Source organism: Providencia sp. (genome assembly GCF_003533305.1).
In the GTDB taxonomy this organism is placed as follows: domain Bacteria; phylum Pseudomonadota; class Gammaproteobacteria; order Enterobacterales; family Enterobacteriaceae; genus Providencia.
Genome location: NZ_DOEH01000023.1, coordinates 1 through 15,376, shown reverse-complemented (window position 1 = coordinate 15,376; position 15,376 = coordinate 1). Strand labels below are relative to the sequence as shown.

The following is a 15,376-nucleotide window of genomic DNA, read 5'->3' as shown; positions in this document are numbered from 1 at the left end:
TAAAAATATAATTATTATAAAAATGATAATCATGAAGGTGATTGTCATAAAAGTGAAAATTCAGCTTCACGATATTATTTGACATTAAATTCAATATGTTGGGAATCTTTTTCTCATCAATTGACTAACAAGCTGCAATGCACTGAGTAAGCGATGACGTTGCTGTTGAGTTAATCGTAAATACCGACGCGTTGCCGGTATTCGACTCACCATTTCAGAGGCGGTGAAAGGCTCTATCACACAACGCCAAAAACCATCTTTAAGTTCAATATGACAATAATTAAAATCCAATTCTTCAAGCGTCTGTTGAATAATGGGATATTCATTTAGTAAATCAATAATCGCTAATCCATCAACCTGTTTGGAAACATAGCGTATCGATTTCTTACGCATACTTCCTGTCGTCTTAACATTAATACGCGCTTCAATCGTATTATCACAAGCCCCAGAGACCGTAAAATGACTATAAACAATAAAAGCCATAAATAATGTTTTGACACGTTCAGTCACTTCGATAATCAGTTCGTCTTGTGGTTTAATGAGAAGCACCGCTAGCGCTCCCCCTCCCAATGCAAATTCACATTGGTAAGATGAAACATCTCGTTCTACCTTATTTAAGGTTAAACCTGCTTGATAACCTATTGGTAGACGTTTCTTACCCAATAAACCTATTTTTTGCCAAAATGAATATTTAGGCGAGATTGCGTAATGGTTCAAGTTGTACCCCCTCTAATTCTTCATCAGAAAACGAATTTGAAAGCACTAATTCAACATCAACGGGTTTAAATGGATTCACTTTTTGTACAAAAACCGTCCAAATCAATGCATAACTCGCTGTCAGCCCTAACATAATCGCAAAAGGCACATAAACATCTGACTTATTCATACCCGGTGGCGTGATATAAATAATGGCAATGATAATCCCTACACTGGAAATAATTTGTGGTAATGGAAAGAAGGGTGAACGGTATGCACGGTGTAAGTCAGGGCGTCGAATACGTAATAGCACAACAGAGATCGTTACCAATAAGTAAGCCGTTCCCCAAGAACAAACCGCCGCTAAAACAAGAGGAATGATACGATCCAAATCCCCTTGAATTGCAAATGCATGTAAACAAGGAATCAGCACTGCTACTAAAATACCAAATACAGGCGTTTTAAAACGTGGATGCAGATAAGCAAAGATACGCGGCAATGCCCCATCAAGTGCCATACCATATAAAATACGAGGCACAGCAGCCATTAACGTATTGATCGTCGCACCGCCAGCTAATAATAATGCAATACCTATCCAATATTTACCAAAGTCGCCCATCACTTGCCCTGCAAATGCAGGTATCGCCATCGGCGTTTCCAACAAACTCGTGTGACTTTGAGGATCTACAATGACATTTTCGACTTGATTGGTTAACGCGGCACCAAATAAAAACATACAGGTCGCTACACCGAATAATCCTATCGTCATCGCTCGTGGGATCACTTTCGCTGAATTTTTAATTTCGGGTGCCATTGGAGTGACTAGCTCACACCCCACAAACATGAACATCGCCATACCGATAAAACTTAATACGAGAGATGGGTCGGAAATATTCAATTCTTGCCCAAACCAGCCATCCACAGAAACATGAAATGGCATCAGTAATCCACAAAGACTGAAAATAACCAAGGTACTCCACATCGCAAAGGTCAGTACCACTTCCACTTTACCAAACGCTTCAATACCAAAAGCATTTAACAGCCCAAATGCAATCACTAACCCAACACCAACCATCCAAGACGAATTATTGGTTTCCAATACTGTATTAAGGCTCTCAAAATTCACCAGTGCCATAATACCTGAAAGAATAGTTTCTGCCGTTCCAGCAAAAACATGCACGATGAGATAAGCAGACAACGCCCCAGTGATTGCCCAAAATCGCCCCATACCACATGAGATATAGTCATACACTGAGCCTGAAGTTGGTAAAATTGCAGCAGCTTCAGAAAATGTCGTTAACTGAGCCTGCATCATAATAAAACTCAATAATACGGCTAAAGCAAAGGTGTCGCCCCCAATACCAAAACCACTGGTAACGGTTAAAATAACAGGGCTGGCCATGATGACTCCCACAGAACTCGCCAATGTAGTGGGAAAGCCAACTTTACCTTTTTCAATATGTGATGATAGTTTTGAGGATAAATTCATTTTGTATCCCTCTCTTTTTCAGAACACCGCAACAATTGTAAATTAATTGTAAAAATATAGTAATTAATTACTCACTATAGAAATAAGCACAAACATGTCGCTATCGTCCTAAAGAACGATACCCAGAGAGAGGGGACTAGCTATTAATTCAATACAAAAAGTACCTACCACATATTCCAAAAAACAAATAATTAATTAGATATCAATATATAACAAACAATCACATCATTAATATATTAATAAATAATCCGCAAAATATACCTAATCGCAGAGAAACAGGTTTTTCTGTAAAATAACCAGTTTCAAATTGTGTAATCGAGCTCACGTTATTAACATGTTTATTTTATGTTAACGATTATTCGCGGCATGATAGTGATATAACGATACCCAAGGGCATATAATGATTTCAATCCCATTTAGCCATCATCAAAAAACATTGATCGACTGTTGCTTAAATACCATTGCGCATATTATTCCAATTTCGGCGTCGGTTTATTATCTTGTCAATGAACACTGGCAACCAAATAATCATGTGCTTTATGGTATCCCGCCTCGTATGCATCAGGATTATTTAAAATACTTTCATCAGCTGGATCCATTGCATCCGGATAATTTTCGAGGTGACGATCTACGCTTGGTAAGAATGGGCCCTGAAATGAAACAACAAAATCAGGCCTTTTTTCATGATTTCATGCAACCAAACAACTTAACGGATATGGCAGAAATTTTCATTCGACGAAAAAATAAAATCATCGCAGGAATTTCAGTATTAAGAGATTGCCCGTTTACACAGCAAGAAGTGATGAGATTGAATGCCATCCTCCCCGTTGCCGAATTGATGACTTTTGATGTATTACCTGACTCTTTAGTTTCTTATACCCCAAAAGAGCAAGAAATTATTCACTTAGTTCGAGAAGGTGCTAGCAACAAGCGCATCGCATTATTGCTCGGTGTATCGCTCTCTACCGTGAAAACTCACTTAAGGAATATCTTCGCCAAGGCTAACGTCTCTAATCGCACAGAATTAGTCTCATCAGGCTTTATCATTCATCAAGATAATTCATTTTAGGTAAGTTAACGACCGCCTGCTGCATCGATAATAGAGCCGATAATTCAAATGTCCCTGTCATGATTTGTAAAACAAAAATCCCGACAGTAATGTCGGGAAATAGTTAACCAATAAATTAAAAAATTAAGACTAGTAGCGCACCATGACAGATTTCAATTCAGTGTAATGTTCAATAAAGGCACTACCAAATTCACGCCCTATCCCAGATGATTTAACACCGCCAAACGGAACCGCAGGATCAAGAAACGTGTGCATATTTACCCATACCGTACCAGCTTCAATACGTGAAATCATACGCATTGCTTTGCTTAAATCGTTAGTCCAAACACTTGCCGCTAAACCAAATGGAGTACTATTCATCAGTTCAATTAATTCGTCTTCGTCGTCATAACTTAAAAATGTCCCCACCGGGCCAAAGGTTTCTTCTTTCATTAGTACATCATTAGGGCTATTTGCACGAATAATCGTAGGCGGAACAAAATAACCTGCACCAGCAATAGCCTCACCACCATAAATAATTTCACTGCCATCTTGGCGAGCCTTTTCAAATAACCCCAAGATTTTTTCATAATGAGCTTTATTGGCTAACGGTCCCATCTCTGTTGTTTCATCAAGCGGAGAGCCAATTTTCATCATCGATAAACGCGCTTTTAATAGCCCAAGTACTTCATCAATTAATTTAGAGGGAATATAAAACCGTTCTGCCGCGGCACAAATTTGACCTTGATTTAAATAGCCCGCTTCTATGATGCCATTAACTATTTTTTCAACGGGTAAATCAGCTAAGAAGGCCGCACCATTTTTTCCACCCAACTCAAGGGTAACACGCGTTAGTTTGCCTTCCATTGCCGTTCGGCCAACGGCAAGTCCTGTTGGTACAGAGCCCGTAAATGTCACTTTCGAACATAATGGATGATTGATTAATGCAGGTCCAACTTCTCGGCCACCACCATTAATAATATTAATCACACCATCAGGAATACCGGCCTCTTTCGCTAATTCAACGACTCTCAGCATAGTTAATGGCGTATACTCACTCGGCTTTAAAACAATCGTACAACCACAAGTTAAGGCCGCAGCAAGTTTCCAGATGGAAATCATAATGGAGAAGTTCCAAGGAATGATCCCTGCAACGACACCAACTGGCTCACGCTGCGTAAACGCAGAATATTTTTCACCATTAAATGATGGCAAGGACACATTGAGTGTCTCACCGCTGATTTTTGTCGCCCACCCTGCAAAATAACGCAAAAATTGAGCAGCTGAACCAACTTCTAAAAAACGAGAAAGCTGAATGGTTTTCCCTGAGCAAAGGGTTTCTAACTGAGCCAACTCTTCTAAATTAGCATCCAACAAATCGGCTAGGCGATTTAGGCAATTACCTCGCTCCATTGGCGTTGTCGTTGCCCAAATCCCTTTAAGCGCAACGTGCGCAGCTTTCATTGCCGCATCCACTTCCGTTAACGTTGCTTCTTTTACGGTTGCAATAACCTGTTCAGTGGCGGGATTAACGACATCAAAAAAAGCAGTCCCCTTGCCCTCAATAGGTAAACCGTCGATAAAATGTCCATGTTGACGCTTTAGAAATTCACTTACTTTCGGTAATAGGGTTAACTCGCTCATCGTTTTCACTCCACTTGATATAAATTAATTAGGCATTTACGCAGGCTAGGTAGTGTTTAACAAAACGTTCAGCGTTAATTTCCCACAAGACTTCCGTGCCTTTAGCAGCAAACCAAGAATCGCCTTTATGGTATTCCACAGTAACGCCTGTTTTAACATCCGTTAATTTCACCGAACCTTCATGTACCGTTGCCATTTCATCAAATGGATAAACCATTTTAAATTTACCTTTGGTACAAGCAAAAATACCACAACTCAAGTTATCAGTAGGTTCACCATGGATCATCGCAACACTTGCTTGAGGATCGCCTTCGACAACCACAGATCCTAAATTAGTCACGCTGCCAATATTTAACAGCTCAGGAAGTGGTTGGTTTAACAATAATGGATTGATCATGATTTTCACCTTTTTAATCGATTAAATGATATGTTTATAAAATACGTTAAAAAGCAATAGGTTAACGGCGACCTTGCCAATAACCTGATGTTTGATGCAATATTTTAGCCATCGATACAATGACATTACGCAGGCTATCCTTACCCATAATATTGGCATGAGGAATCGAGCTCATTAAGTCATAACGATGCGATCCTTCGACCATTCCTTCAGCAAGTACTTTGCAAACAATTTGACTAGGCGTCACCCCAAACCCTGAATAACCTTGCACATAAAACACATTGTTATGTGCAGGTATTGAACCAATCTGAGGAAATAAATTTGCACTGCAAGCCATTGGTCCACCCCATGCTAATTCAATTTTCACATCCTTTAAGTAAGGGAAAATTTTTAACATCAAGTGACGATTCCAAGCCTTTAAATCTGAAGGAATATATTCAAGGAAATGCGTTGAACTACCAAATAGTAGCCTGTTTTCTTTAGTAACACGGTAGTAATCAATAACAGGACGAATATCACTATAAGCACCACGAATTGGGCTAATCCGCTCAATTAGTTCATCAGATAATTGCTCTGTCATTAATTGATAAGCATAGGTATTAATTGTTTTTGGATAAAGAGTCGGTTCAAGACCATTAAGAAATGAATCACAAGCCCAAAGCATTTTTTTCGCACGAACGGAGCCCATTGCTGTACGAACCGTGACCGTATTACCATACTCAACGTTCAATACTTGGCTATTTTCAAAAATTTTAGCCCCATATTCCGTCACCGCCTTTGCTTCACCTAATAGCAAATTCAATGAATGAACGTGGCCACCGCCCATATGCTTAATCCCACAAGTATAAGCATCAGAACCGATAATTTGTTTGAGATCGCTTCCTGTATAAAATTCAATTTCTTCATCTGGTGCAACAGCTTTGAAATCAGTAAGCCAACTGCGTAAAGTTTTTTCTTGGCGCTGATTACTACCTAAATAGGCGTAGCCATGGCAAAAATCGGCATCAATATTGTACTTTGCAATACGCTCTCGCATGATCCCTGCGCCCATATTGCTGAGTTTAAAAATAGTTTCTAAACCCTCTGAACCCACATGCTTTTTTATTGCATCTAAGTCATGACCGATACCAGCCATCACTTGCCCGCCATTACGTCCAGTACCGCCGTAGCCAAGATGTCGACCTTCTAAAATTGCAATATTGGTAATACCTTTTTCACACAATTCAAGTGCCGTATTAATACCCGAAAAACCACCACCAATAATAACAACATCAACATCAAGATCTTCTTTCAGTGTTGGAAAGCGAAGATCATATTTTTTTGTAGCCGCATAATAAGTTAATGATTCTATTTGGTTATTCATAACGAACACCTTATTTAGTCTCTTGCTTTAATCTTGATTATCTTAACCTTTAGTTAACATTTACATAGCCCTTTAGGGATATTCTAAACATATCATTAACATTTGTGACATAGCACAATATTTCATTGTAAATAAAATGGCAAAAATCAAATAAAATTCAGATTTAAATCAATTTGTTATAAATTGTTTTTATATTAATAATTAACAAAAGTAATAATAAATTGACTACAGATATATGAGGAGGATAAAGAAAGGATTTACTGTAATAAATTGATTTATAATCAATAGCAGTATCAGTGATTTTTTACGTTATTGCTCAGCCCGATTCATAAATAAACTAAATAATTCAACTTGAGAATTAATATCTAACTTTTGATAAATATTTTTACGATGATTTTTTACTGTCCCTAAGCTAATAAAAAGTAATTCAGCGATCAAAGGAGAGCCCTTACCTTCGAGAATGAGCTCAACAATTTCACACTCTCTAGGTGTTAACCCAAATCGCGTTTGCATATCGTTATAACGGTAATAGCTAGAAACCGCATTGGGTGAAACATCTTTATGCAAGCGAGCCATACTACGAATAATATCAAAAGTCTCTTTTAATGAAGCAGAGCCATCATGCTTACCAGAGAAAAAAGGCTGCTCCTCATTACCAAAAAAAATACCTAATTGTTTGTCGGTAGAAATCTCAAGTAATAAACCGGCTTCATCACGCCACCCCGTTTTACGATAAAAATTAAGATAGTAATCGGTATGATAAAAACCTTTAGGTGCTAGTTCATTCAATGTTAATACCTTTGAATCGCCACCTTTTTGAATTTCTTGATAAAAAGGGTCCATCAAATAAGCGCCTCGCTGATAAATACGATTCACACTATCACTATTGTGCCGTTCAATTTTAGAAAGAAAACGAGGAGGAGTTCCCTTTTCAAAAGAATAAATAATCGCATTATCAAATTTGATAAAGCAAGATAACCATGATAATAAATTAGGATAAAATTGGTTTGTTGCAACAGAATCAATCACATTGGGTAATTTATTCAGATAATTTTCCATTCTGCCTCCATTTCATTAATTTATTAAAAATAAGCTACAGGCGAATTATTCATTTCAGTCTAAAGAATATAAAAAACATATTTTCCAAATAAGCTCAAACCTATTGTTATTAATATGTTAATCAAATCACAGTATCATCCTAAAGTATTAACATTTTGTTACCAAGTATTTAGATGACAATGATTAAACAAGATGCAAGTCACAGGAAAGATGTTCGCTATTTCTTAATCTATTCTGATAGTTAACAAATATTATTATTTCTATACAAGGAGATGTCATGTCTTTGCATAAAATCATTTTAGACTGCGACCCAGGCCATGATGATGCTATGGCAATTTTATTAGCATTAGGAACCCCAACTATTGAGCTACTCGCCATTACAACGGTAGTTGGCAATCAAACCTTAGAAAAAGTGACGCACAACGCACAAGCAATTCTTGAACTGGTTGGAGCTAAACAAATACCGATTGCCGCAGGTTGTCCACGACCATTAGTTCGCGCGATTCAAAATGCCGCAGAAGTTCATGGTATTAGTGGTCTTGATGGGACTCACCTCCCAGAGCCTACAATGCCTCTTGATAAGCGCCATGCTGTTGATCTCATCATTGATACGCTTAAGGCACACCCACCCAAAACAGTCACTCTGGTACCTATAGGTGGACTAACGAATATTGCCCTTACCGTTCGTAAAGCCCCAGAAATTGTCGAATTAGTTAAAGAAGTGGTATTGATGGGAGGCGGTTATCATACGGGGAATCAATCTGCAGTTGCCGAATTCAATATCGCAATTGATCCAGAAGCGGCACATATTGTTTTCAATGAAAAATGGCCTATCACGATGATTGGTTTAGATTTAACACATCAAGCCAAACCCAACGATCAAATCATGACTGATATTGCCAACCTGAAAACACCCATTAGCCAATTTGTGATTGAATCGCTGAATTATTACACTGAAGGCTATCGTAAACGTAATGGTTACAGTGACCACGCGCCAGTACACGACCCCTGCGCTGTTGCTTATGTGATTAACCCGTCACTCATAGAAACTCGTATAGCGCCGGTAAATATTGAGTTACAAGGCACATTAACTACAGGCATGACAGTCACTGATTTTCGTGCCACACCAGCAGAAAATTGCCATACGCAAGTGGCAATAAAACTCGATAATCCTCAACTCTGGGCGATGTTCATCGACGCACTTAAATACTTAGACAAGTAAATTAGACGGCCTATCAATATGTTATAACGCCATAATGATAGGCTAATTTTTAGTTTTTTAATATTGCTTTCAATTTAGAGTAACGTCTAATCAAACGCCATTTGAGCTTTATCGTCGTAGCATGTTGCCAAACAATATCCCAATAACCTTTATCAAAAAATATTTGCACCATCTCTTTTTGAATTTGAGGTGATTGAATAGCTAACAGTGCCTGAGTGATACCTAAACCTTCTTTACCCACCTGCCATAAACAAGCTGGTGCTTGTTTCACTTGCTCTGGATATCGCTTATAAATAGCTAGCAACATATCAATGATTTTCAGATAAGTATTTATCTTACGCACAGATCTTTCATCGCCATTGAGCGAATGAGAGACTGACTGGTTATGGATTAAATAACTGTAGTATTGCTCATTAATAAACTGAACGCGTTTAGAAACTAATAAAAGCTCGGTGGTCCAAGGGATATCTTGATGATGTAATTTAGGTTCGAAGTAAAAATTGTGTTCACGCAACAAATCAAGGCGATAGATATTCAACCAAGTCACATGCAAAAACTTACGAGAGTTTAACCCACGCTCTAACCATTCAGGTCCACTGATTACACCAGTTGAGGGCAGTTTATTTGGCGGAAAAATCGCTTTTGGTGCATCACCATTCGTATAAATATATGTCCCATTACAAGTCGCAACATCTAAATCGCTCGCGAGTGCAATCTCTAACAGGCGCCCATACATTTTAGGATTAATTTCATCATCAATATCAGGGAATGTTATATATTTCCCCGCAGCCTCAACCATACCTGTATTGCGAGCGACGGAAACGCCTTGATTTTCCTGAGATAATACCTTCATATTACTGAATTTATCTTCATACTGTCGTATGACATCTTCACTGTTATCATTAGAACCATCATTAACAACAATGAGTTCCCAATTTTCTAATTTTTGAGCGATTAAGCTATCAAAAAAATGGGGTAGAAATTTTTCGCCATTGTAAACTGCAACAACGATGCTCAAGACTGGTTGAGAAGACATTTATTAACCCTATAAATAAATCAACTGATGAAAATTACTTAAATACAAAACTACTTAGCATTAATTATTGATTAAAAACACGCTACTTTAACAGTATAACTGATTAAAACTAATTAATTAGAAAAGAAGAATTTATATTGGTTCCATCTTCATAAAAAAATCATAATCTAGCGGATATGACTATCATTGCAGGTTATGGCTTTTTTAATGCAATATTTAGTTCAAATGGCAGTGAACTAATTATCGATTATTTAACCTAATTAACATTAAATACTTTTTAAATAAATAATAAAGGATACCTCTGTGGCTGGAAGTAGTTTACTCGCCTTACTCGATGATATTGCAGCAGTTTTAGATGATGTTTCTGTCATGACAAAAATGGCGGCAAAAAAAACCTCTGGTGTTCTCGGTGATGACTTGGCACTGAATGCTCAGCAAGTCACTGGTGTGCGTGCAGATAGAGAACTTCCTGTCGTGTGGGCAGTAGCTAAAGGTTCTTTCATCAATAAACTCATTTTGGTACCACTCGCATTATTAATTAGCGCATTTATGCCTTGGGCAATAACCCCTCTTCTTATGATTGGGGGAGCATATCTTTGTTTTGAAGGCGCTGAAAAACTCGCTCATAAGTACCTTCACCCTAATGAAAAAAATCATTCACAGATATCCCAAAACAGCACCTTATCTCCGGAAGAATTAGCTGAATTTGAAAGCCGAAAAATCAAAGGAGCAGTTCGAACCGATTTCGTTTTATCCGCAGAGATTATTGCAATTACATTAGGCATAGTTTCTTCAACCACCTTTATCAACCAAGTTGCCGTGTTATCTATAATCGCCATTGTAATGACCATCGGGGTTTATGGTTTAGTCGCAGGTATCGTAAAATTAGATGACTTAGGGTTTTATTTACAGAAAAAAACAACAAAATTACTAATTAAATTTGGTAATGGACTCATTTATATTACCCCTTACCTGATGAAAACGCTTTCTATCGTAGGAACTGCGGCTATGTTTATGGTCGGTGGTGGTATACTTACCCATGGCATTCATTATATTTATGAATGGATTGAGGAACTTGCACTACTATCAACTCTTACACCAATCATTGGTAATACGATGCAATTTATCTTACCGTCATTAATAAATTTAGTTTTTGGCCTAATTGTAGGGCTATTTATTGTTTCTCTCATGACAATTATCAAGCGAATCAAACGCTGATTGAAAGTAAAAAAATAAAATACATAACACACCCCATTTAATTTAAAATAGGGTGTGTTTATCGTTTAGCTTTTAATTTCCGAAGAAGAATAAAATATCAGTGAATAACTTTCGCTATAATAAACAATATATAACGATAGCTATTTCACCGATAAACATAAGTGCCATTCGTTAATCTCGCCCTATAATTCATCCTTCTTATTTCATTTTCATTAATTGTTGACTGCTTTTGCTAATTTACTGATGATCAAAGTGATCTAAATCAAAAGTTGTTCACATTAATTTCACATTAAAACACTCGTAACCATAGTAATATTAGCTAGTTACGTCACAATATAACAGTATAAATATCAACATATAAGAGAGTATTTGAATGTGATTTAATTCTAAAATCATGTCACTTTGATAACAATTAAATACTCTTAATTAATACTAAAGTAGTATATTTAATTTAGTCTAGTTTATTAACAATGTAGGTAAGATAGACAAAAAGAATAATCACCTGATTTGTTTTGAAGGAAAAAAAATGCCGACACTGTATCGTCGATTTTCAATTATCAACCAAGTTATCGGATTAATGCTATTAATTGCGATCCTTGGGATCATTGGAATGACCATCTCAAACCGCATGATAATTAGTGTACAAGGCAATGCGCACGCAATAAATAAGTCGGGGTCCTTACGTATGCAAAGCTATAGGCTACTATCCCTTGTCCCTCTTAATAGTCAAAATCAAAAATATCTTAATGACCTAGAAAGTGATTTACTTAGCCCTGAGCTCACTCAAGTCGTAAAAATTGAAAATTTAACACCTCAATTTAATGAATTACATGAATTTTGGCTAAATAAACTGCGGCCCGCCCTAATGCAAGCATCTACTGCAAACGATGCGAGGTATGAGGTTATTTCATTCGTAAATAAGCTTGATGAGCTAGTCCATAATATTGATGAAAAAACTGAGAAAAAAATTGCTTATGTTGCGATGACACAGTTAATTTTTATTAGCTTAGTTTTCTTATTGCTAATGGGTACAATGTGGCACCTCAGACGAAAAATTTATTATCCATGGATGACGTTGCTAACGATGGTCAACGCCATTAGGCAAAAAGATTTTAGCCAACGTTATCCAAAAAATAATCGACAAGATGAATTAAATGCATTAGGAGAAACGCTTAATCAAATGTCTGATGAGCTAGCTCAAAGCTACCATCAACTTGAAGCGCGTGTTGCCGAAAAAACCGCTGATTTGATAACAAAAAATCGAGTTTTATCATACCTATATCAATCAAACCAAATGCTTCACTCATCTGAACCGCTATATTTAAGATTACAAAAAGTACTTATCGAACTCGAAAATATTACTATTTTAAAAAATCTGAGTTTACGGTTATATGAAGATAGCAATGAAGAATATTTTCATGAAATATGCTGTGCTTCCACTGGGTTAGATGATGAATCCACCGAGTTTATTGACGCTGAGAAAAATCCTTTTCGCGTACGTGAAATTATTACTTACCCTAAAACATTGCAATGGGAGCTATCAGATAACATCCACCGTTATGGTGTAATTACGGGAGAAATAGAAAAAACCCAAATACTTTCTGATGAACAAAATAATTTGGTCTTAATGTTAGTTAAGCAAATCTCGGGCATGTTAGCTATGGAGCATCAAATAGAACAACAACAACAATTACTTATCATGGATGAGCGTTCCGCTATCGCAAGAGAGCTACATGATTCTATCGCCCAATCGTTATCATGTTTAAAAATGCAAATTAGCTATCTACAATTACAACCAGAACCTCTACCAGAAAAGCCTCAACAATTACTCAGTGAGATGCGCCAAGAAATTAATACTGCGTATAGCCAGCTTCGTGAATTATTAACTACATTTAGGCTAAAACTTACTGAGCCGGGGTTATTACCGTCTCTTGAAAGCACTATCAATGAATTCAGCGAAAGAATGAAGTTTAATATAAAATTAAACTATGATATCCCTGCAAAAAGTATATCACCGCACCAATCAATACATATAATACAAATAATCCGAGAGGCCCTCAGCAATATTTTGAAGCATGCAAATGCAAACTGGGCTGATGTTTCTTTAAGTCAAAATGCAGGTATTGTGACGATAACAATAAATGATGATGGCGCAGGAATTGACTCATCTCCTGACAAACTTAATCATTATGGCTTAATTATTATGAGAGAAAGAGCCCTAACCCTTAATGGGCAGTGTTATGTAACCCCGAGAGAACTTGGAGGCACTGAAGTTAAGGTGACTTTCCCTTTATCTGATGCTTAAATTTACTGGAGCAATTCTTTGATGGAAAATACGAATATAATGAACGAAAAATCAACAATTTTACTCATTGATGATCATCCTATGCTTAGAAGTGGTGTAAAACAACTGATAAGCTTAGAGCCTTCTTTGCTGGTGATTGGGGAAGCAGGCGATGGAAAAACAGGTATACAAATAGCTGAAGAACAAGATCCTGACTTAATCCTACTTGATCTTAATATGCCAGGAATGAATGGCTTTGAAACACTTGATGAATTAAGAAAACGAGAACTGTCAGGTCGGATCATTCTATTTACTGTCTCAAATTATGGTGATGACCTCGTCAATGCCTTAAAAAGAGGTGCTGATGGTTATTTACTTAAAGATATGGAACCTGAAGAATTAATTATTGCGCTTAAAGAAGCCGCAAGTGGCAAAATGGTTGTTAGCCCAACATTGACATCCGTACTAGCGGAATCTTTAAGAGATAATCAGGCTACAGATGATAGTAATATCAGTGCATTAACACCAAGAGAATCTGATATTTTAGAACTTATTTCTCATGGACTATCTAATAAAATGATTGCTCGTAAATTAGATATCGCAGAAAGTACAGTGAAAGTACATGTAAAACATCTGCTCAAGAAACTAAACTTAAAATCAAGAGTTGAAGCGGCCGTGTGGGTATTACAACAAAAATGAGTTTAGCGAATATCATAGCTATACCATCAAATTATATAGCTATGATCTCTATCTCATTAATTAACAAAAATCATAAATTAGAATTAAAGCACGTTAATAGCTCAATTCTACAAATTTATTTTTTTAATTATAATAGAATCTTCATTCGAGAATAATACAATGAGAATAATTGACTATGGAAGATGATTTAATACTTGTTACTAAAAATGATGTTCCTATTGGTACCATGGAAAAATTACTCGCACATCAATTAGGAAAATTACATCGTGCTTTTTCAGTCTTTATATTTAATAAAAATGGTGAGTTATTAATTCAGCAACGTGCTTTTCATAAATATCACTCCGCAGGACAATGGGCCAATTCTTGTTGTAGCCATCCAAAACCAAACGAAGATACATTAAAAGCTGCGCAAAGAAGACTTCAAGAAGAGCTAGGCTTCACAACTGAGCTAAACCATGTTGACTCATTGATCTATCATGCTAAAGTCAGTGGTGGTCTTATTGAACATGAATATGATCATCTTTTTATCGGTTATTATGATGCTGATTTTGAACCTAACGCAGATGAAGTTGCAGCAACTCGCTGGATTAATATTCATCAGTTAAATCATGAGGTTAATACTAATTCGGAACAATTTACGCCTTGGCTAAAGAAAATATTAGAGAAGTACCCTTTATTAAAATTTAGTTAAGTAATTGTTTTAACCCGATCTTAATAAAAATAGTAATACATAAATTATTAAATAAGATTAAGTATCCCAATTAATAATTAAGCTATTGCTTACGACTTTATATCTACAAGTAGATTCATATAATTAATGCAACTATAATATAAATCTAACTAATATTTCTACTCCCCATCATTAAGATAAGCCTACTATTCTTTCACACTAATAAGTGCGCTATTACTCGCCATCTTATATCGAACAAGTTTATTCATCGGGACAATCCATCCACATGAACTTCCCCCGTATCGAAAGTTAAAGGTTATCGGTTCAAATTACTGCCTTCAAATCATTTTTTGCCAGTTGCTTACCATTATTTGTATGGTTGTTTGCGTATTTTGATGGAGTCATTGTCAATGTTTAAACGGCCATCGACTCTCCCTCAGCGAGGACTTGACTGTCTTTGCGGTATGTCCGCGATTCAACGTTCCCGCATCGGGTTGCTCAAACCTCCAACGCAAAAAAGCCACCCAATGGGTGGCTTCTCGGCTTAATTA

The 15,376-nt window shown here is 36.7% G+C and carries 13 protein-coding genes; 6 read left to right on the top strand and 7 right to left on the bottom strand.

Going from position 1 to position 15,376, the window contains the following annotated elements; translation table 11 throughout:
• Positions 1-90: 90 nt before the first annotated feature.
• Both DD649_RS14510 and DD649_RS14505 read right to left on the bottom strand, forming a co-directional pair.
• Complete coding sequence (locus tag DD649_RS14510) at positions 91-717, bottom strand: DUF3156 family protein (protein WP_336430879.1); 627 nt, start codon at positions 715-717, stop codon at positions 91-93.
• Positions 692-2,185: an APC family permease gene (locus tag DD649_RS14505; RefSeq protein ID WP_294108123.1), complete on the bottom strand. Its 1,494-nt coding sequence runs from the start codon at positions 2,183-2,185 to the stop codon at positions 692-694. Before DD649_RS14505 ends, DD649_RS14510 begins: the two co-directional genes overlap by 26 nt.
• A gap of 400 nt (positions 2,186-2,585) precedes the next feature.
• Between DD649_RS14505 and DD649_RS14500 the strand changes: the two genes are divergently transcribed.
• Positions 2,586-3,254, top strand: a complete 669-nt coding sequence (locus DD649_RS14500; RefSeq protein WP_294108122.1) for a LuxR C-terminal-related transcriptional regulator — start codon at positions 2,586-2,588, stop codon at positions 3,252-3,254.
• A gap of 129 nt (positions 3,255-3,383) precedes the next feature.
• Here the strand turns inward: DD649_RS14500 and DD649_RS14495 are convergent, their stop codons facing one another.
• From DD649_RS14495 to DD649_RS14480, 4 genes are all read right to left on the bottom strand, one after another.
• Complete coding sequence (locus tag DD649_RS14495; RefSeq protein ID WP_294108120.1) at positions 3,384-4,877, bottom strand: aldehyde dehydrogenase family protein; 1,494 nt, start codon at positions 4,875-4,877, stop codon at positions 3,384-3,386.
• Positions 4,878-4,905: 28 nt separating this feature from the next.
• Positions 4,906-5,274, bottom strand: a complete 369-nt coding sequence (locus DD649_RS14490; RefSeq protein ID WP_294108118.1) for a cupin domain-containing protein — start codon at positions 5,272-5,274, stop codon at positions 4,906-4,908.
• A gap of 61 nt (positions 5,275-5,335) precedes the next feature.
• Positions 5,336-6,637 (bottom strand): FAD-binding oxidoreductase, encoded by a 1,302-nt coding sequence (locus tag DD649_RS14485; protein WP_294108117.1) that lies wholly within the window; start codon positions 6,635-6,637, stop codon positions 5,336-5,338.
• A 309-nt stretch (positions 6,638-6,946) separates the two neighbouring features.
• Complete coding sequence (locus DD649_RS14480) at positions 6,947-7,696, bottom strand: helix-turn-helix transcriptional regulator (RefSeq protein WP_294108115.1); 750 nt, start codon at positions 7,694-7,696, stop codon at positions 6,947-6,949.
• A gap of 277 nt (positions 7,697-7,973) precedes the next feature.
• On the opposite strand from DD649_RS14480, the gene DD649_RS14475 reads away from it, so the two are divergent.
• The gene (locus DD649_RS14475) at positions 7,974-8,918 is read left to right on the top strand and encodes a nucleoside hydrolase (protein ID WP_294108113.1); all 945 of its coding nucleotides are present in this window, start codon (positions 7,974-7,976) and stop codon (positions 8,916-8,918) included.
• 49 nt (positions 8,919-8,967) lie between these two features.
• Here DD649_RS14475 and DD649_RS14470 read toward each other — a convergent pair whose 3' ends face one another.
• Positions 8,968-9,954 (bottom strand): glycosyltransferase, encoded by a 987-nt coding sequence (locus DD649_RS14470; RefSeq protein WP_294108112.1) that lies wholly within the window; start codon positions 9,952-9,954, stop codon positions 8,968-8,970.
• A gap of 303 nt (positions 9,955-10,257) precedes the next feature.
• Here DD649_RS14470 and DD649_RS14465 point away from each other — a divergent pair, with 303 nt between their 5' ends.
• The 4 genes from DD649_RS14465 (at position 10,258) to idi (ending at position 14,846) form a co-directional block, all read left to right on the top strand.
• Positions 10,258-11,172 (top strand): DUF808 domain-containing protein, encoded by a 915-nt coding sequence (locus tag DD649_RS14465; RefSeq protein WP_336430877.1) that lies wholly within the window; start codon positions 10,258-10,260, stop codon positions 11,170-11,172.
• 526 nt (positions 11,173-11,698) lie between these two features.
• Positions 11,699-13,477: a nitrate/nitrite two-component system sensor histidine kinase NarX gene (narX, locus tag DD649_RS14460; protein WP_294108110.1), complete on the top strand. Its 1,779-nt coding sequence runs from the start codon at positions 11,699-11,701 to the stop codon at positions 13,475-13,477.
• Between the two features lie 21 nt (positions 13,478-13,498).
• Entirely contained in the window at positions 13,499-14,155 is a 657-nt protein-coding gene (narL, locus tag DD649_RS14455; RefSeq protein ID WP_336430876.1) for a two-component system response regulator NarL, read from the top strand.
• Between the two features lie 175 nt (positions 14,156-14,330).
• A complete protein-coding gene (gene idi / locus DD649_RS14450; protein ID WP_294108107.1) occupies positions 14,331-14,846 on the top strand; it encodes an isopentenyl-diphosphate Delta-isomerase in 516 nt (171 codons plus the stop codon).
• The last annotated feature ends 530 nt before the right edge of the window (positions 14,847-15,376 follow it).

Coding starts and splice junctions, on each gene's coding strand:
- DD649_RS14505 (WP_294108123.1), bottom strand. CDS start 2,185: ATGAATTTATCCTCAAAACTATCATCACATATTGAAAAAGGTAAAGTT.
- DD649_RS14500 (WP_294108122.1), top strand. CDS start 2,586: ATGATTTCAATCCCATTTAGCCATCATCAAAAAACATTGATCGACTGT.
- DD649_RS14495 (WP_294108120.1), bottom strand. CDS start 4,877: ATGAGCGAGTTAACCCTATTACCGAAAGTAAGTGAATTTCTAAAGCGT.
- DD649_RS14490 (WP_294108118.1), bottom strand. CDS start 5,274: ATGATCAATCCATTATTGTTAAACCAACCACTTCCTGAGCTGTTAAAT.
- DD649_RS14485 (WP_294108117.1), bottom strand. CDS start 6,637: ATGAATAACCAAATAGAATCATTAACTTATTATGCGGCTACAAAAAAA.
- DD649_RS14480 (WP_294108115.1), bottom strand. CDS start 7,696: ATGGAAAATTATCTGAATAAATTACCCAATGTGATTGATTCTGTTGCA.
- DD649_RS14475 (WP_294108113.1), top strand. CDS start 7,974: ATGTCTTTGCATAAAATCATTTTAGACTGCGACCCAGGCCATGATGAT.
- DD649_RS14470 (WP_294108112.1), bottom strand. CDS start 9,954: ATGTCTTCTCAACCAGTCTTGAGCATCGTTGTTGCAGTTTACAATGGC.
- narX (WP_294108110.1), top strand. CDS start 11,699: ATGCCGACACTGTATCGTCGATTTTCAATTATCAACCAAGTTATCGGA.
- narL (WP_336430876.1), top strand. CDS start 13,499: ATGGAAAATACGAATATAATGAACGAAAAATCAACAATTTTACTCATT.
- idi (WP_294108107.1), top strand. CDS start 14,331: ATGGAAGATGATTTAATACTTGTTACTAAAAATGATGTTCCTATTGGT.